Here is an 18,540-nt window from a genome sequence, read left to right as displayed (position 1 = left end):
ACCTTCCCTGCCGCACCCGTCTAATGCAGGCCCATGACACAAAAGAAGCCCTCTCGTCAGCAGGTCTATACCTTGCTTGTTCAAATCGGTCGCAAGGATGGCGACGGCCTGCCTGCGGGTGCAACCGGCGCTGCGCTCATGATTTATGCGTCCGGCGTCGACGAAGCCGAAGCGGTGCGCGAGACGGTCGCAATTCTCAAACAGGCCGACACTGCACCGCTCGACGTCACAGGCTACGGCACCATTGCCGAGCGTGAGGCAGAAGGCCATGAAATTCCAGACGAAGAACGCGAGTTGATGCAGCGTGCGCTGGATGAGAACGCAGTGATCGTTGCTCAGGTGACGCCATTTTTCGGCGACGAGCTGAACAGCTCAAAAGACGGCAGCGCGCTGCACTGATCGCTCTTGTTGGCGCAGATCAGGACCTGCGCCCAAACCATTTTCGATAGATGGTTTCATAGGTTCCGTCTTCCTGCATCTGCAGCAGCACTTGGTTGGTCGGCTCCACCTTCTCCGAGCCCTGTGGAAAGATGATGCCGTAATATTCCGTCAGGAACGTGCGGCCCATCACGTGCCCGATCCCGGCCCCCTCGGTACGCACATAGTGGTTGAGCACCGGTGCGTCGAAGACCACGATTCGCGTGTCGCCGTCCTCGAAATCCTTCAGCATCTTGTCGAGTCCCGGAAAGGCGACATAGTCGATCTCGCGCCGATCCAGAAAGCCGGCGGCGGTGGATCCCTGAATCGTGCCCACCCGTTTGCCATAGAGGTCATTGACGGAATTGACCGATCCGTTGATCGCATCCACCGTCATGGCAGCGGTGATCTTCGCCACGAAGACCGACACGACAAAGAGCGAGGACAACACCAGGAGGACGCCGAAAATTCGCCCCAGGAAGCTGCGTGGCACACGTTCCTCAAATCCGCCGTTCACCACTAGGTTCAAAGCCCACCAAAAAGACGGGAACCAGGCGTCCTTCAGTGGACGGTCGAAATAGGGTTGTGCGCGGCGCTCGAACAGCCACATCAGCATGCCACCGACCAAAAGCAGCACAAAGGCGATGCCGATTGCTGCGAAAAGGTCCCAGGACAGCAGCGCCGCCATCAGGCTCGGCTCCGAGACATCGTCCTCATGCAGCATGATCTGCAGCCCGCTCTCAAAGATCGGCTGGCTGAAATCCATCACCGCTTCGCGCCCTGCCGTGATGGAGACGTTGGCCGCCGCCATATCCGCCTCGCCGCGCTCCACTTCCTCCAGCATCTGCTCAAAGCTCTCGACGCGTTTGACGCGCATGTCCCAATTCAGACGGCGCGACACCTCGCGCATCAGATCCATGGTGAACCCAACCTCCTGACCGCCCAGCGGCATCGAAAAGGGCGGGCGGGTCACCGTATTGACCACCACCTGCTCCTGCGCGCGTAGCGGCATGGCAGGCAGGCTCATCAGGAATGTAAACAGGCAGAACCAAAGGGAACGCAGGGTCATGGCGTCAGTCTCGCATGCAGCATCGGATCTGCCTTAGAGGGGAGGAATAGTATTTTTCAAGCCCTTCCGCTCAGGCTGTACGATGTTCCGCGAGAATTGCTGCATCAAAGGCGCGCACGACCGGATATCGGGGCTGGGCATGTTCTGGCAGGCTGTTGCGATCCACATCGGAAAAGAGGCTCGCTGCCAGGGCCTGACGGTCCCGCCTGAGCCGCCCCAGAAACAGGCTCTCGACACCCAGTCCTGCGGCCACTGGCACCTCATGTCCCGGAAGGATCACCTGGGTGTAGGTCGTCAGTGGTTTCTGGCGCAGCTCTCGATGAGCGGTAAGCGTGCCAGCCAACATCTCCGCAGGGGCCAGTACCGCCTCGCATCCAAAGAGATACTCGACCTCCGATCCCGTCAGAACCATGCGCTGATAGGGGGCAACCACGATATCCTGTGTCAGACCAAAATAGGGCGCACGCAGACGTACCGGGTGAAAGGTCCCCAGTGCCGGCACCTGCCGCGTTGCTACATGCAGCACGGGCACCAGCTTACCACTGGCACAGCGCAGCAGATCTCCGCGCCGTAGATCTCCGACCCTTCGCAGCCCCGCTTCCGTATCAACAGGCGTATCCGGCGCCAGTCCGGGCATCGGGCCGACCGGCTCCAGATTGCTGGATAGCGCGATATAATCAACCCCAGGCGCAACATAGCACTGTGGCACACCGCCTAGCAGCGCCTGCAAATCTTCCAACCGCCAGGGCCGTGGCCCTTCGATCTGTGCGATTTCGGCCCGTCCGCCCTCCGGCCATTCCAGTGCCAACTGCCCGCGAAAGGCTGGTGCATCCCAGCTGTAGGTCAGGCGCACACGATCCGCACGGCCCTTCGTGGTTGGATTCACCGTCTTGTGCAGGACCGTGCCATATTGCTCCAGAACGAGGTTGATCCCGCCACCGGGCACCGCCGACAGTGCAAAGCGCAGCGGCCAGTCACCGCCGCGCTCAAAAAGGATCAATGGCTCTGGCTTGTGCAGCACAGGCATGGCGACTTCCAACACCAACGCACCGCGCGCCAGCAACGCATTGGCTTCCCGCAGCAAAAGGCAGCTGTTTTCTCCCTCGGGCGTCAGCCCGGCCGGGTCGAAATACTGCGCATCACGGTGCCAGAGCCCCAGCCACGTCATGATCCAGCCTCCACAACGCCGGAGCACTCTGTCCTGTACCTGTTGCCCGTCATCCTGCACCTCGCCGCGCGTATATGTCGTGCCCCGGGCGGCACGTTGATCGGCCTTTTGATGCCCGGGGCGTCCCTCAGTTTCAGTCCCGACGTTCCCGGTCAGGGGCCATGCACGGCGCAGAAAAAGGCACATGTGTCACGCATGCCCGAAGAACCGTAGTCTCCGGCAGGGCGTCTATTCAGTGATATGCTTGACCTGCTCGTCACGCACGCGGGCGATCTTGTCGCCGCCCCATTCCATGCTTCGGTCTGTTATTCTCTCCATCCTAGCACGTGCCTTTTCACCTGTCAGGGCCATGATTGTCGCGACCCCGCCAGCACGAGCATTTACGCCACAGACGATGCTGCCGATTGCACGAGACCGCCAATTCGCGCTAGGTCGGTGCCCGGACAACTCAGGAGACCTCCGCATGACCGCCACAGACCCCGTTCAGCTGACAGCCGATCTGATCCGGTGCCCTTCGGTCACACCCCAAGAGGGCGGCGCGCTGACGCTACTGGAGCGTATTCTGACCGAGGCGGGCTTCTCCTGCACGCGCGTTGATCGCGGAGAGGTCTCCAATCTGTTTGCCCGCTGGGGGGACAAGGCGCATGCCAGAACCTTTGGGTTCAATGGGCATACGGATGTTGTACCCGTCGGCGACGAGGCCGCATGGACCCATGACCCCTTCGCTGCGGAAATCATTGACGGCGTGATGTACGGGCGCGGGGCCACCGACATGAAATCGGGCGTTGCAGCCTTTGCTGCCGCCGCCATCGACTTCGTCCGCGACACCCCTCCTGACGGGTCCATTGTGCTGACGATCACCGGCGACGAGGAAGGTGATGCCGTGGACGGCACCACCGCGCTTCTGGACTACATGGAGCAGGCAGGAGAGCAGATGTCCGTCTGCCTTGTGGGCGAACCCACCTGCCCCAACCACATGGGCGAGATGATCAAGATCGGCCGCCGTGGCTCGATGACCGCCTGGTTCACCGTGACCGGCGTGCAGGGGCATTCAGCCTATCCGCACCGCGCAAACAATCCGCTGAACGGCATGGCACGGTTGATGGATCACCTTGGCAGTCACACTTTGGATGAAGGCTCCGAGCATTTCGATGCCTCCACGCTGGCGATTGTAACCATAGACACTGGCAACCCGGCCACCAATGTGATCCCGGCGCAAGCCCGCGCCGCCGTCAACATCCGCTTCAACGAGCTGCACTCCGGCGCATCGCTGACCAAGTGGTTGCAGACCGAAGCGGACAGGGTGGCGGATGACTTTGGCCTGAACATCGACATGAAAGTACAGATTTCCGGCGAGAGCTTTATCACGCCTCCCGGTGACCTGTCGGCGTTGGTCTCAAAGGCAGTTCAAACCGAGACCAATCAAGTGCCAGAGCTGTCCACAACAGGCGGCACGTCCGATGCCCGGTTTGTCAAATCGCATTGCCCGGTGGTGGAATTCGGCCTTGTGGGCAAGACCATGCATCAAGTTGATGAATGCGTCGACATTGCGCAAATCCACCAGCTGAAGTCCATCTACACCCGTATTCTATCGGATTATTTCGCATGAGCCTGCTCATCTCCGTGACCGACGACCTCGACGCCTGCCTGACGCTGCGCTTCGAGGTCTTTGTGGATGAACAAGGCGTGCCAGTGGAAGAAGAGCGCGATGCGCTTGACGATACCGCGACCCACATTTTGGCAACACTGGATGGTACGCCCGTTGGCACGGCCCGGGTTGTCTTTCAGGATGATGTCGCCAAGATCGGTCGCGTTTGCGTGGTGAAACCGGGGCGCGGAACAGGTCTCGGGGCAAAGCTGATCGAAGCCTGCGTGGCCGAAGCGAGCAAGCACGACGGTGTCACCAAAGCCAAGCTGGGCGCGCAGATCCACGCGCTGGGGTTTTATGAAAAACTCGGGTTCGAGGCTTTTGGCCCGATCTACCTCGACGCTGGTATCGACCACCGCGACATGATGAAACCTCTGTAGGTCAACCGCTTGCGACAGTGAGCAATAGGCGCAGAGCTGGCCGTACGCCCGTCTGACAACGCCCACAATACCTGGCGGCGTTCCTAATTATTGGTTTCGCTTGCGGAAAAACGTGGACGTGACTGCTGATCGACCACTCCAGACCACCACGGGAGCGCTCCCGCCCGTCCGATTTGCTTTGAAAATGCAAACCTGCCCGTTTGGCCCGGCAGCGCGCCTGCGGCGCGCTGCCCCCGAAAACCGCGGCCACTGCGTCTTCGTCAGCCCGGTCTTTCTTGCAAGACCTCGATGGCGCGATCGTTACGCCGCACCAAAGGTGCGGAGCCCGGCCCAACGGGAGGGGCTGCATCTATGATGCAGACCCGACGGGCGGGAGCGCGCCCGACCTTTGCGCCACACCTCTTTTCAGCATGACGTCGCCTGCGCGCCGTGCTACGGCAACGATATGGCGCGTATACCCACAAAGGCCGAGATTCTCGAATGGATCTCCGCCCACCCGACCCAAACCTCCAAACGTGACATTGCCAAGGCTTTTGGCATCAAGGGTGCTGAGCGGATCGACCTCAAGCGCGTCCTGAAGGAGCTGGAGGCCGAGGGCCATCTGGAAAAGCGCAAACGCAGCTATACCGACCCTGATCGCCTGCCGCCGGTCACGGTTCTGTTGGTCAAGGCGCCGGACGACAATGGCGACCTCTTTGCCCAACCGCTGGAATGGCATGGCGAGGGGCTGGAGCCTGTCGTCATGGTGATCCCGCGCGCCTCCGACCCGGCCCTTGGCGAAGGGGATCGCATTCTGGCCCGCCTCACCGTGGTGCAGGAAGAGGACCACAACTACGAGGCCCGGCTGATCCGTCGTATCGGAAGCAATCCGAAGCGCATCCTCGGTATCTACCGTGCCGGCTCCGAAGGCGGGCGCATCGTGCCGATCGATAAGGCCAGCTCCAACGACTGGCAGGTGCCAGAGGCCAATACCCACGGCGCGAAGGACGGCGAGCTGGTGGAGGCCGAACAGGCCGGTCCCAAGGCGCGTCTGGGGCTGCAGAAGGCCCGCATCGTCGAGCGGCTTGGAGATCCCTCCGCCCCCAAGGCGGTGTCGCTGATCGCGATCCATCAGCACGGTATCCCCGACCACTTTCCCGATGCCGTCATAAGCGAGGCCGACAGCGCCAAGCCAATGGGTCTCAAGGGCCGCGAAGATCTGCGTGACCTGCCGCTGATCACCATCGACCCGGCAGATGCTCGCGACCACGACGATGCCTGTTTCGCCCATCCAGACGAAGATCCCAAGAACCCGGGCGGCCATGTGATCTGGGTCGCCATCGCCGATGTCGCGGCCTATGTAACACCCGGATCTGCGCTGGACCGCGAGGCACGCAAACGCGGCAACTCCAGCTACTTCCCAGACCGGATGGTGCCCATGCTGCCGGATCGGCTGTCGGGCGATCTGTGTTCGCTGCATGAAGGCGTGCCGCGCCCCTGCCTGGCTGTACGCATGCAGATCGACGCCGAGGGCAACAAGATCGCCCATCGCTTTGTGCGCGGCCTGATGAAGTCCCAGGCGTCGCTACACTATGGCGAGGTGCAGGACGCCATGGAGGGCCGTGTCACCAAACGCACCGAGCCCTTCCTCGAGGAGGTCATCAAACCGCTCTATGCCGCCTATGAGGCCCTGAAGTCCGCCCGCGGCACCCGCCAACCGCTGGAGCTCGACCTGCCGGAGCGCAAGATCGTGCTGGACGACAGCGGCAAGGTGGCCTCGGTCAATTTCCGCGACCGGCTGGATGCGCACAAGCTGATCGAGGAATTCATGGTGCTGGCCAATGTCGCCGCCGCCGAGACCCTGATCAAGAAGCAGCAGCCGCTGTTGTTCCGGGTGCACGAGGAACCAAGTCAGGACAAGCTCGACAATCTGCGCGATACCGCCCGCGCTGCCGGTCTGACCCTTGCCAAGGGGCAGGTGTTGCAGACCCGGCATCTGAACGCACTGCTGAACGCCGCCGCCGGAACCGATGATGCGGAGCTGATCAACATCTCCACCCTGCGGTCGATGCAGCAGGCCTACTACTACCCAGAGAATTTCGGCCATTTTGGTCTGGCGCTGCGCAATTACGCGCATTTCACCTCGCCGATCCGCCGTTACGCCGACCTGATCGTGCATCGCGCGCTGATCACCGCCCATGGCTGGGGCAAGGACGGGCTGTCGGTGGAAGAGGTCGAGCGGCTGGAAGACACCGCCACGCATATCTCCACCACCGAGCGGCGTTCGATGCTGGCGGAACGTGACACCACCGACCGCTATCTCGCCTCCTATCTGGCAGAGCGGGTGGGCAATGAATTCACCGGCCGCATTTCCGGCATCGCCCGTTTCGGGGCCTTTGTGAAGCTGGACGAGACCGGTGCCGACGGGCTGGTGCCGGTGCGCTCCATCGGTCGGGAGTATTTCCACTTCGACCCGAATGCGGGCACCTTGATGGGCTCCGACACCGGGTTGCTTATCACCATCGGCCAGCGGGTGACCGTGCGCCTGACACAGGCGGCGCCTGTTACCGGCGGGCTGGAGCTGGAGCTACTGGCGCTGGAAGATGCGGAACTGCCCAAGGGACGCGGTGGCGGGCCTGGCAAGGGTGGTCACCGTCGTAGCTCGGCTGGACGTACCGTGACCCGCAGCAAGGCCGCAAAGGCGAAACACAAGGCTGCCAAGGTGAAGCGCAAGGTCGCCCGAAAGCGCAAGTGACACTGCAAATAGCGGCTTGCAACCATTGGCACAGGGGCAAGCGCCGGAGATTTTGCGCTCCGCTCCGCGGATCGCCCGGGGGCAGGCCGCGCCTTTGGCGCGGCCTGCCCGGCCCAAGGGGAGAACTTGCATTTCCGATGCTAGGGAAACGCGCGGGAGGGCTCCCGGATGGGCCTGTCGCCGGCCTGGGCTCAGGCGGCCCGGGGCAATTCCAGCGCGGCGCGGTCCATGACGCGGGAGATATACGCCAGCAGTCTTGGATGTTGCTGAACCACATCTACCACCTGCGGCGCGGCGGGCGGTCGAGCGAGCGCCTGCAACATCGGCGCGGCTGAGCAATCGGCAGCCGTCATAGCGTCCCCGAACAAAAAGCGCTGGTCGCCGAGGAGCCCCTCAATCGCCGTAAGGTCCTGAGACAACCGCGCCAGCCGCTCCGAGCTTTCAAAACGAGAATGTCCCGCAAAGTGCAGCCCTTCAAGAACCCCTGCGCGAAATTCGTTTACCGGCGCTTCTGGCACCCCGGCAAAGACTGTCTGCCGCATTCCGGCCCAACCGTCTTCCTCGAGCCAGCGAGCACACATGAGTTGCAGCCAAAGCCCCTCATCCACCATTCGAATGAGCACGCGTGACTGACCTTTCTGCACTGCACTCAGCCCCGTATCGAATTCCGCACCGCGCTGCTCGAGGAAACGACGGATGCCTTCGCTGTCGGGGATCAATGTACCGGTCTCGTCGCTCAGTACAGGCAGTTTTGAGTGCGGCATCGAGGCCAGCTCTGCCGGGTCGTGCACGTCCTGCCGCTGCCAAGCTTCACCGGACATCTGCAACAGCAGCGCCGCTTTGGTGCAGAACATGCTCAAGCTGTAAAATTCGTCGTTTCCACCGTGCGTGAGTAGGGTCAACATCGTCTCTCTCCATTTGGGATGTGATGCGACCGTGCTACAAGTCGCTCATGACAGATATTGTCATCAGGAGAAGGCACACTCAGAAGATGACCAAAACAGAGCGCCTCTTTCGTCTGATGCAAACCCTGCGGCAGCTGCCGCCGCCGGTGACGGCCGAGCAGCTGGCGCAGGATCTCGGCGTCTCGGGCCGCACCATTCACCGCGACATCGACGCGTTGCGGGCGCTTGGAGCGGTGATCGACGGCGCAGCAGGATATGGCTTCACCCTGATAGAAGATGCCACACTGCCGCCGCTCGGCTTTGGCGCCACAGAGCTGGAAGCGCTGGTCTTGGGGCTGTGCGAAGTGCAGCAAAGAGGCGACCCGGACTTGGCAGAAGCCGCCGGCACCGCGCTGAAAAAGCTCCGCGCACGTCTGCCACAGAGTCAGGCGGACAGGCTGCAACATGCGGTGCTCTCGGCCCACAGGTTTGCCCCACCCATATTGCCTGCGGTTGATGCCGCACAGCTGAGGCAGGCCACATGGGATGAATGCGAAGTGGCCTTTGGGTATGCAGATGCCCAGGGCGCGATCACCCAGCGCCAAGTCAAGCCATTGGGTCTGGTCTACTTTGATCGATCCACGGTTTTGGTGGCCTGGTGCTTGCTGCGGCAAGGCTTCCGGGTATTCCGACTGGACCGGATGTGCGACCTGGTGGTGACGGAGGTTTCCTTTCGTCCGCATCGCGTGCGGCTCTATCGCGAGGCGCTGGACCATCTGCGCAGCCAGACCTTCGACTGACCGGCAATGGCGCGCTGACCGCCAGCCTGTCGCGTCAGAGCGCTTTTGCACCCGTCCGCATCAAGCTACACTGATCCAAAGATCATAAAACGGTATTGAGGTGGAACATGCGCAGTTGGGCAAAAACAGCGCTGTGGCTCGGGGTCGCATTCCAAGCGGGTCTGCTGCACGCAGCGCCATCGGGTCAGAGTAGTTTGAGCGATACACCGCGCCCTCTGGTGCGGCCTGAGACAAGTCAGGACGCTCCGGCGCCAGTGCAGATCGCCGCCGCCACGACCGTCCGCCCCGTGGCCCGGAGTTCTGTGGCCATCCCCACGCCCTCAACTTCGACACCAACTGAAGCGGCGGCAAACCTGCGATTTCAGACTTGGATGCAGGGGTTTGAGACCCGTGCGCAGGCGCAGGGCATTGGTAAGGCCACACTGTCTCAGGCCTTCGACGGTGTGACCTATGACCCCAAGGTGATCAAACGCGACCGGAACCAATCCGAATTCAGCAAAACGATCTGGGAGTACCTCGACAGCGCGGCCTCAGATACCCGTGTGACAAGCGGCAGCAAAGCGCTTCGTGAGAACCGCGGCGCTCTGAACCAGATCGAACAGACCTATGGGGTCGACAAGGAAGTGGTCGTTGCTGTCTGGGGGTTGGAGAGCAACTATGGCAGCTATCGCGGCAGCATGGACATCGTCCGCTCGCTCGCGACGCTGGCCTTTGACGGACGGCGTGGTCCGTTCTTCGAGAGTCAGTTGATTGCGGCGCTGAAGATCCTGCAATCCGGTGACGTGGCACCGCGCAACATGACCGGGAGCTGGGCTGGCGCAATGGGGCATACCCAGTTCATTCCGACCTCCTATCTCGACTACGCAGTCGATTTTACCGGGGATGGCAAGCGTGACATCTGGTCGGATAATCCAACCGACGCATTGGCCTCAACCGCCGCGTATCTGAAGAAATTCGGCTGGGTTCAGGGCCAACCCTGGGGCGTTGAAGTCACCCTGCCCCGCAATTTCAACTACGCTCTGGCGAGTCGCAAGATCAAGAAAAGCCCCGACGACTGGGCGAAACTCGGCGTGCGCGGGGTGGATGGAAAACCGGTGGCCAAGCATGGCAGCGCCTCGATCCTGCTCCCCGCAGGCGGCAAAGGGGCGGCCTTTATGATTTTCAAGAATTTCGCCGTGATCGAGCGTTACAACACCGCCGACGCCTATGTCATCGGCGTCGGCCACCTGAGTGATCGGCTGAAAGGCGGTGCAAAGATCCAAGGCGATTGGCCACGCGGAGATCGTGCCCTGACCTTCACCGAACGCAAGGAACTTCAGAAGCGGCTGACCGAGGCCGGGTTTTCAACACAAGGCATCGACGGGCGGATCGGCCCCAACACCGTCTCCGCGATCCGGTCGTATCAAACGACCAAAAACGTGATGCCCGATGGATATGCTTCGCTCGACCTGCTGAAAATGCTGAGGTGACACAGGCCAACGGGCATTCTCGCCCTCGTCGTGCCCGCACGCAGCTTCCCACAAACCAAAAGCCCCGCCTTTCAGCGGGGCTTTGTTGTTTCATGCAGGTACGCCGGATCAGCTGGGGGACATGCCCCGCAGGCGCTCGCTCCGACGGCGCAGGAATTCGACCGTCGTCAACAGGCAGATCGAGATCCCCACCAGAATGGTCGCGACCGCAAGGATTGTCGGCGAGATCTGCTCACGCAGACCAGTGAACATCTGCCACGGCAGCGTCTTTTGACCGGCAGAACCGACGAAAAGCACCACAACCACCTCATCAAACGAAGTAATGAAGGCAAACAGGCCACCTGAGATCACACCGGGCAGGATCAATGGCATCTGGATCCGGAAGAAGGTCGTAATGGGTCCCGCCCCCATATTCGCAGCCGCTCGCGTCAGCGAACGATCAAAACCCACCAGTGTTGCGGTGACAGTGATGATCACGAAGGGAATGCCAAGCGCCGCGTGCGCGAGAACCACACCAAAGTAGGTGCCTTGCAGGCCGATCCGGCTGTAGAAGAAGTACATGCCCGCAGCCGAAATGATCAACGGCACGATCATTGGCGAGATAAGCACCGCCATGATCGCCCGGCGGAAGGGAACATGTGGCTGGCTGAGACCGATCGCCGCCAAGGTACCGAAGCTCACCGAAAGCAGTGTGGCCATCGGCGCAATACTCAGACTGTTCCACAACGCCTGCTGCCAGTCGTCATTGGTGAAAAAGTCCCTGTAGTGGCGGAGCGAGTAGCCCTCCGGATCGAACCGCAACATCTCCGGGGTGAAGGTGAAGAAGTTCTCGGCGTTGAAGCTCAGCGGCATCACCACGAGGATCGGCGTGATCAGGAACACAAAGATCGCGCCGCAGATCACCCGAAAACTGAAGTGCCACAGAACCTGACCGGGGGTCAGGTACGGCGGCAGGCGTTTGCGATAGCTGGAGGTCGCGAGCCAGAAGGTGAACCAGCCAGCAAACCAGCCAAAGAGCAACCCGAGTACCGCTGCGGGCAGGCCGCCGAACAGGAAGCCCAGCACGCCAAAGATCGCAGTAGTCGCCCAGCGGATCGGTTTCTGCTGATCCAGCATATGGGTGAAGGCAAAGCCCATCGCCCCCAGAAGGACAGCGCCGATCACAAGACCGAGAAGACCCGATCCCTGCGCGGTGCCAACGAAGAGGCCGAAGAAGCCCCCCGCGCAGGCTGCCACTGCGGCAGTGAAGGCGGGGGTCTGATTTTGAACAGGTGTCAGTGCCATGTTGTCTTATCCCAACTTCACATTATCGATGCCGACGATCTTGTCATATGCCCAGTAGAGCAGCAGCACGACCGCCAGGAGGATACTCCCGAGCGCCGCCGCCAAGCCCCAGTTGAGCGAGGACGAGATGTGGTAGGCAATCCGGTTGGAAATAAAGACACCCTTAGTACCACCAACGATTTCTGGCGTGATGTAGTAGCCGATCGCCAGAATGAAGACGAGGATCGAACCCGCGCCGATACCGGGCACCGACTGCGGGAAGTAAACCCGCCAGAAGGCTGTCCAATTGGTTGCACCCAGAGATTTCGCCGCCCGAAGGTAGGTCGGGTTGATGGTCTGCATCACTGAATACATTGGCAGGATCATGAACGGCAACAGGATGTGGGTCATTGCCACGATAGTACCGAATTGGTTGTTGATCATCACCAGGCGCGCGTCGTCGCCCACCAGTCCGAGCCAGACAAGCACATCATTGATGACACCCTGCTGCTGCAGCATGACTTTCCAGGCCGAGGTCCGCACCAACAGCGATGTCCAGAATGGCAACAGAACGAGAATCATCAGCATGTTGGCCGAGCGTGTCGGCAGGTTCGCCAAGATCCAGGCAACCGGATACCCCAGAAGGATACAGGACCCGGTAATCATCAGCGACATGATCATCGTGCGTACAAACAGCGTCATGTAGATCTGCTGATTCTCAGGACGTGGCTCGGCGCCTTCAGGCCCCTTTTGCATGTCGATGGAATTCAGAAAATAGCCGCTGGTGTACGTCGGACTGTAGGTCCGCATCGTCCGCCAGTTGCCCAAGTCGCCCCAATCCTCGTCAATTTCGAGGAATGCGGTTTTGAACGCGATCGGTTCCAGATCAGCGATGGCCGCAGCCGCAGCCTGAAGCTCTGCCGCTCCGGGACCGGAGTAACTGGCCAAAGCCTCGGCACCGCCGTCTGCCTGAACTGAGTGCGCGAAGGCCACGAAGACCGTTTCCCATGGATCTTCTTCAGCCACGACATCTTCGTCAGCGACAGCTGTGAAGAGTGCGAAATCCGTATAGGCAACAGCCATGCGCGGGAAGAGTTCTGAGATTTCAGCGCCGGGCACAAAGCCGATGTCAGCCGCAAAACTTTCGCTCGTCAGCTGTTCCATTTTCAAGCGCTGAGCGTCCAGAAGGGCCGTGTTGCCCTCGGCATTGCTGCCGCCTGTCATGATCTCGAACCAGAGCGCCTCGTCCTTCAGCGCCCCGTCGCTGGCACGTTCGATGGCCTTGACGTGATCTTCGCCAATATCATCCACTTTACGGCCACTGCCACGGAAGAGCGATGAAATGCCAGTCTGCTCGTAGTTCAGTCGGGTGCCAAGTTTGGTGTGCTCCTTGGCCTCGGCTGCAACGAAAAGATCGTAATAGAGGCTTTCGTAGACCGCTTCATCCGGGGTCTCACCACTGAGAGCATCCCAGTCTTCCAGCCTCACCACGGTCTCGGACAGGGTGTCGGATACGATGCGATTCTCAACCGAGCGGAACAACATGTCCGCGATCGGGAGAATGAATGTCAGAAGAACGAAGAGCAGAAGCGGTGCGATAAGCATCAAGGCCCGCACCTTCTGCATCCTCAACGCACGGGCCAGGCTGCGCTTCAGCGGCGTACCGTCTGCCGCAAGGACCGGGCCGGATTGAGTTGTGTCACTCATGATTGTCCCTGTTGTCTTCCCGCGTCGTTTTTTGAGAGCGGGGTTTATCTCTTCGCCGCAGGCGGGTCATGCGATGCCGCGCCGAAGAGGAGACCGGAGAGCGAAGATCGCTCTCCGGTACGGGCGGTGCGCCCTATTACTTAGCGAGCCAGGCTTGGAACTTCGCATCGATATCGTCGCGGTAGTCAGCCCAGAAAGAGTAGTTGTACAGGAAGGTGTTCGTGGCGTTTTCCGGATCGGTCGGCATGTGCGGCGCCATGTCGATACCCAGTTCGGCATGCTGACCAACCAGCGGTGCGGAAGACGCACGGGCCGGACCGTAGGAGATGTACTTGGCCTGATCCGCAAGACGCTGGGTATCGGTGGCAAAGTAGATGTAGTCCAGAGCACGGGCCTTACGCTCGTCCGAGAGACCTGCCGGGATGATCCAGCCGTCCAGGTCGAACACCTGCGCGTCCCAAAGCATCGCAACCGGCTGGTCCTGCTCCTCGATCACCGAGAACAGACGACCGTTGTAGGTGGAGCCCATAACGACTTCGCCATCTGCCAGCAACTGCGGCGTATCTGCACCAGCGGACCACCAGATCACGTTGTCTTTGATTGTGTCGAGCTTCGCCAGTGCGCGTTCCTGACCTTGCTCGGTTTCGAGAACGTCGTAGACTTCTTCCTTGGCAACGCCATCACAGAGCAGCGCCCATTCCATGTTGTTGATCGGACGCTTTTCCAGGGCGCGCTTGCCCGGGTAGGCTTCGAGATCAAAAACATCACAAACGCTGGTCGGCGCGGTGTCACCCACGAGGTCCGTACGATAGCCGAAAGTGGTGGAATAAACGATCTGCGGGATGAAGCAGTCGGACACCAGCAGGTCGCCAAAGTCTTCCTCGGCGGAGGTGCCATCAGGTGCTGGGGCGAGATGCTCGTCCGGGTCGATTTCCATCGCCAGGCCTTCATCGCACAGACGCATCGCATCCGCCGCAACGACGTCAACAACGTCCCAGGTCACATTGCCCGCTTCGTCCATTGCACGCAGCTTGGCAACAGCCTCGGCAGAGCTTTCGTCATTGATGATCTTAACGCCGGTCTTTTCGGCATAGGGCTCGTTGTAGGCTTTGATCTGGGAGTTGGAGTAAGCTCCGCCCCAGGACACGATGGTCATCTCATCCGCCATATCCGCGGCAAAGGCCATCGGCGCGCAGAGTGCGGTCGTGGCGACAAGTGCCGTCAGTTTACGCAGTTTCATATTCGTATTCTCCTTGTTGAGACACTAATTTTCAGATGTTTCGTCCCCCGATCCTTTGGTCTTGCCGGGGGTTCCGATACGCAGTCGAACGCCGTTCAGGCGTCCAACGCGCGACAGTCTTCGGGCAGCCAGCCGATTTCGATCTGCTGTCCGGGCTGAAGACGAACCTGGTCAGGAGCGTTCCGGGTCTTGATGATGAACTCATCATTGCCCGCCACTTTCAGACGCGTGCGGAAAATATCACCCATGTAGATGAATTCCAGCACCTCGGCCTTGAGCGTGTGAACACCCTCCTGCAGGCGTTCCTTGTTGTATTCGACACGCTCCGGGCGGATCGAAACGCGGGTGCGCTGACCGACTTCGGAAACGTTGATCGGCATGGCATCGATGACTTCGCCGCCGTCCAACTCGACCAGCGCACGACCGTCACTGATTTCCTTAATCACACCCTCAAGCGTGTTATTCTCCCCGATGAACTGCGCCACAAAGCTGTTCGCAGGCTCTTCATAGAGCTGATCCGGCGGTGCCAGCTGCTGAATGCGGCCATCGTCAAATACTGCGACGCGGTCCGACATGGTCAGCGCCTCGGTCTGGTCGTGGGTCACGTAAACGGTTGTAATCCCCAGCTGGTGCGCAAGATGCGTAATCTCGAACTGCATCTTTTCGCGCAGCTGCTTGTCGAGGGCGCCAAGCGGTTCGTCCATCAGAACCAGTTCCGGTTCGAAAACGAGAGCGCGTGCGAGTGCGACACGCTGCTGCTGACCGCCCGAAAGCTGAGAGGGGCGACGGCCGCCGAAGCTGCCCATCTCTACCATATCCAGGGCGCGGGTCACTTTGGCTTCACGCTCGGACTTGCCCATGCCACGCACCTCAAGCGGGAAGCTGAGGTTTTCGGCAATGGTCATATGCGGGAACAAGGCATAATTCTGGAACACCATACCAATACCGCGTTTGTGCGGCGGGATGTTGTTGATCGAGACCCCATCGAGGCGGATGTCGCCGTGAGTGGCAGTCTCAAAACCAGCCAGCATCATAAGGCAGGTGGTTTTCCCCGACCCTGACGGCCCAAGCATTGTCAGGAATTCGCCCTTGGGCAGAGTGAGGTTCAGGTCTTTGACGACGAGTGTCTCACCGTCATAACTCTTTTGCACGCGTTCGAATTCAACGAACGCATCAGTATTCGACGCATCGGCCAAATCAGGCTCCCCGTTTGTTTTCTTTTTAGCGGCGGTTTTGTCCCGCTCTTTGTCTCTTAGTGTAAGCACAGCGCCGTTCCACTGTGCAACCGGATCATTGCTGTCCATATCGGCGTCTTGACCACTGCCTCGACACTCCGGGACGATCGGGTCACCAACGCCAGATATAGCGACCCAATAATGTCCATTTGCGTCATATTGGGATAATTTCACCCGTGAGTACAACAGGTGACGCTACTATTTTTTTCGCAATGCACAAAAAAGGGGCCGATGACGGCCCCTTTCCAGATGTTCGAATCACGGCCTCTAGATCAATCAGCTGCCTTCAGCAGTCCTTGGTCCTTCAGCTCTGCGTAGCATTCGTCGAGCGATTTGGTAGCGCGCGCGATCAGCGTGTCGATTTCCTCACAGGTGATGACCAGCGGTGGAGAGATGATCATGCGGTCGCCGACATGGCGCATCACCAGGTTGTTGGCAAAGCAACGCTCACGACAGATGAAGCCGACTGTCCCTGCCTCAGCTGCAAATGCGGCGCGCGTTTCCTTGTTCGGCGTCAGCGCGATGGAGCCCATCATACCGACGATCTTGGCCTCCCCCACCAGAGGATGATCGCTCAAGGCCTCCCACTTCTCTTTCAGGTAGGGTCCGGCCACATCACGAACGTGCTCCACCACCTTTTCTTCCTCGATGATTCGCAAGTTCTCAAGTGCGACGGCCGCCGCCACCGGGTGACCGGAATAGGTGTAGCCGTGGTTAAACTCGTCCTGCGCAATCACGCCTGCAATCTCATCCGATACGATCGACCCGCCGATCGGCGCATAGCCTGACGACAGGCCCTTGGCGATCGTCATGATGTCGGGACGGATGCCCATGGTCTCGGATCCAAACCAGTTTCCGGTACGGCCAAACCCGCAAATCACCTCGTCCGCGATCAACAGGATCTCATATTTATCGCAGATGCGCTGGATTTCCGGCCAATAGCTCGCAGGTGGCACAATCACGCCCCCAGCCCCCTGCACCGGCTCCGCGATAAACGCGGCGACGCGGTCTTCACCCAGCTCAAGGATCGCCTGTTCAAGCTCCTGCGCCCGAGCGAGGCCGAACTCCTCAGGATCGTGGTCACCCCCTTCGGCCCACCAGTTAGGCTGGTTGATGTGATGAATGTCGGGGATGGGCAGCCCACCCTGCGCATGCATTCCCGACATGCCCCCGAGTGATCCGGAACCCACGGAAGAGCCGTGATACGCGTTTTTGCGCGAAATGAGGATCGACTTTGTCGGCTTGCCCTTCATTGCCCAGTAGTGACGCACCATACGGATGTTCGTGTCATTTGCCTCGGAGCCGGAGCCCGCGAAGAAGACATTGTTCAAATCCCCCGGTGCCAGCTCGGCGAGCTTCGCCGCCAGCGCGATGGCGGGCACATGGGTGGTCTGGAAGAAGGTGTTGTAATAGGGCAGCTCGCGCATCTGGCGCGCGGCAACCTCGGCCAGCTCGTCACGACCATAGCCGATGTTGACGCACCACAGACCCGCCATCGCGTCGAGGATTTCGTGGCCCTCGCTGTCGGTCAGGGTGACCCCGCTGGCGCGCGTGATGACGCGAGCCCCCTTCTGCGCGAGGCCGCCGTTGGCCGTAAAAGGGTGCATGTGATGCGCCGCATCCAGCGCTTGCAGTTCTTCGGTAGGTAGATGGTTGGTAATGACCGTCATTGATGACACTCCTGAGCGAGACCTTTTGCTCAGAATATGATCAAAAATGGGACTGTCAATCGAATCAGTTGATCGGCGTCAGCCCCGCTCGGACCTGCTCCATGCCCTGCAACACGTCCCGTTCCATCGCCAGTGCCACCAAATCCGCATCTTTTTTGCGCAGCCCCTCAAGGATGTCCTTGTGGCGGTCCGGAAAGCTCTGGGTGCCGAAGCGCCCGCAGACGACCCGGAGCGACGGGCCGAAGCGCAGCCAGAGCCGATCAGCCAGGTCCGCGAGAATGGGTGCATTGGCATGGGCATTCAGCTCAGTATGGAATTGGTAGTTGAGCGCGAGATACCCGGGAACGTCGCCAGTTGCTATGGCCGTGTCCAACGTCAGATCAAGCGCCTCCAAAGCGTCTACATCAGTCTCTGGCATGCGTGTCGATGCGCGACGGGCAAGTTCACACTCTATTGTTTTTCTTGCAAAAATCAGTTCATCCACATCCTCTGCTCGCAATTCGGGCACCGAAACGCGACGATTGCCCTGAAACACCAGCGCCCCATCAGAGATCAACCTGCGGATCGCCTCACGCACAGGCGTCATGCCGGAGTCCAGCGCCTCCACCAGACCCTGAATGGTGACCGCTTGTCCCGGCGCCAGTTCCCCGAACAGGATCTGCGCCCTCAGACGCTGGTAGACCTGCTCGTGGGCGGGCAGTTTGGCGGCCCCTTCAGTGGGGGAAACAGATGGCGAATTTGGCACATTCACGAAGCTCGGATCCTTCTCAATTTCGGGCAGCTTGCACCAACGAAATGCAGATGAAAACATAAAGTGTCTTGCCGGATGCGGCAAAACTTGATCAAAATAGCCCAC

General features: G+C 60.3%; 15 protein-coding genes. 6 read left to right on the top strand and 9 right to left on the bottom strand.

Annotation, left to right across the window (positions count from 1 at the left end; all coding sequences use genetic code 11):
* The first annotated feature begins 33 nt into the window (after positions 1-33).
* A complete protein-coding gene (locus tag R1T40_RS16580; protein WP_317384904.1) occupies positions 34-399 on the top strand; it encodes a hypothetical protein in 366 nt (121 codons plus the stop codon).
* Positions 400-418: 19 nt separating this feature from the next.
* Here R1T40_RS16580 and R1T40_RS16575 read toward each other — a convergent pair whose 3' ends face one another.
* Complete coding sequence (locus tag R1T40_RS16575; protein WP_106162390.1) at positions 419-1,486, bottom strand: transporter substrate-binding domain-containing protein; 1,068 nt, start codon at positions 1,484-1,486, stop codon at positions 419-421.
* A 70-nt stretch (positions 1,487-1,556) separates the two neighbouring features.
* Positions 1,557-2,654, bottom strand: a complete 1,098-nt coding sequence (locus tag R1T40_RS16570; RefSeq protein WP_317384903.1) for a Hint domain-containing protein — start codon at positions 2,652-2,654, stop codon at positions 1,557-1,559.
* Between the two features lie 463 nt (positions 2,655-3,117).
* Here R1T40_RS16570 and dapE point away from each other — a divergent pair, with 463 nt between their 5' ends.
* From dapE to rnr, 3 genes are all read left to right on the top strand, one after another.
* Complete coding sequence (gene dapE / locus R1T40_RS16565) at positions 3,118-4,263, top strand: succinyl-diaminopimelate desuccinylase (RefSeq protein ID WP_317384902.1); 1,146 nt, start codon at positions 3,118-3,120, stop codon at positions 4,261-4,263.
* The gene (locus tag R1T40_RS16560; RefSeq protein WP_106162392.1) at positions 4,260-4,682 is read left to right on the top strand and encodes a GNAT family N-acetyltransferase; all 423 of its coding nucleotides are present in this window, start codon (positions 4,260-4,262) and stop codon (positions 4,680-4,682) included. Before dapE ends, R1T40_RS16560 begins: the two co-directional genes overlap by 4 nt.
* 445 nt (positions 4,683-5,127) lie before the next feature.
* Positions 5,128-7,416 carry a ribonuclease R gene (rnr, locus tag R1T40_RS16555; protein ID WP_317384901.1) on the top strand — a complete coding sequence of 763 codons (2,289 nt, stop codon included), beginning with the start codon at positions 5,128-5,130 and terminating at the stop codon, positions 7,414-7,416.
* 191 nt (positions 7,417-7,607) lie between these two features.
* Here rnr and R1T40_RS16550 read toward each other — a convergent pair whose 3' ends face one another.
* The gene (locus R1T40_RS16550; RefSeq protein ID WP_317384900.1) at positions 7,608-8,321 is read right to left on the bottom strand and encodes a glutathione S-transferase family protein; all 714 of its coding nucleotides are present in this window, start codon (positions 8,319-8,321) and stop codon (positions 7,608-7,610) included.
* 86 nt (positions 8,322-8,407) lie between these two features.
* On the opposite strand from R1T40_RS16550, the gene R1T40_RS16545 reads away from it, so the two are divergent.
* Positions 8,408-9,100, top strand: a complete 693-nt coding sequence (locus R1T40_RS16545) for a helix-turn-helix transcriptional regulator (protein WP_317384899.1) — start codon at positions 8,408-8,410, stop codon at positions 9,098-9,100.
* 107 nt (positions 9,101-9,207) lie between these two features.
* Positions 9,208-10,569 carry a lytic murein transglycosylase gene (locus R1T40_RS16540; protein ID WP_317384898.1) on the top strand — a complete coding sequence of 454 codons (1,362 nt, stop codon included), beginning with the start codon at positions 9,208-9,210 and terminating at the stop codon, positions 10,567-10,569.
* 108 nt (positions 10,570-10,677) lie between these two features.
* Here R1T40_RS16540 and R1T40_RS16535 read toward each other — a convergent pair whose 3' ends face one another.
* The 6 genes from R1T40_RS16535 to R1T40_RS16510 all read right to left on the bottom strand — a co-directional run bounded on the left by R1T40_RS16535 (position 10,678) and on the right by R1T40_RS16510 (position 18,495).
* Positions 10,678-11,853 carry an ABC transporter permease gene (locus R1T40_RS16535; RefSeq protein WP_106162397.1) on the bottom strand — a complete coding sequence of 392 codons (1,176 nt, stop codon included), beginning with the start codon at positions 11,851-11,853 and terminating at the stop codon, positions 10,678-10,680.
* A gap of 6 nt (positions 11,854-11,859) precedes the next feature.
* Positions 11,860-13,539, bottom strand: a complete 1,680-nt coding sequence (locus R1T40_RS16530; protein ID WP_317384897.1) for an ABC transporter permease — start codon at positions 13,537-13,539, stop codon at positions 11,860-11,862.
* A 136-nt stretch (positions 13,540-13,675) separates the two neighbouring features.
* On the bottom strand, positions 13,676-14,779 hold the full coding sequence (locus R1T40_RS16525) for an extracellular solute-binding protein (RefSeq protein ID WP_317384896.1): 1,104 nt from the start codon (positions 14,777-14,779) through the stop codon (positions 13,676-13,678).
* 95 nt (positions 14,780-14,874) lie between these two features.
* A complete protein-coding gene (locus R1T40_RS16520) occupies positions 14,875-15,975 on the bottom strand; it encodes an ABC transporter ATP-binding protein (RefSeq protein ID WP_106162710.1) in 1,101 nt (366 codons plus the stop codon).
* 311 nt (positions 15,976-16,286) lie between these two features.
* Positions 16,287-17,684 carry an aspartate aminotransferase family protein gene (locus tag R1T40_RS16515; RefSeq protein WP_317384895.1) on the bottom strand — a complete coding sequence of 466 codons (1,398 nt, stop codon included), beginning with the start codon at positions 17,682-17,684 and terminating at the stop codon, positions 16,287-16,289.
* A 64-nt stretch (positions 17,685-17,748) separates the two neighbouring features.
* A complete protein-coding gene (locus R1T40_RS16510) occupies positions 17,749-18,495 on the bottom strand; it encodes a GntR family transcriptional regulator (protein ID WP_317384894.1) in 747 nt (248 codons plus the stop codon).
* Between the last annotated feature and the right edge of the window lie 45 nt (positions 18,496-18,540).

The sequence above is a fragment of the Tritonibacter scottomollicae genome, from assembly GCF_032924845.1.
GTDB lineage: Bacteria > Pseudomonadota > Alphaproteobacteria > Rhodobacterales > Rhodobacteraceae > Epibacterium > Epibacterium scottomollicae.
The sequence above is the reverse complement of the archived record's forward strand: the minus strand, read 5'-3'. Positions and strand labels throughout refer to the sequence as shown.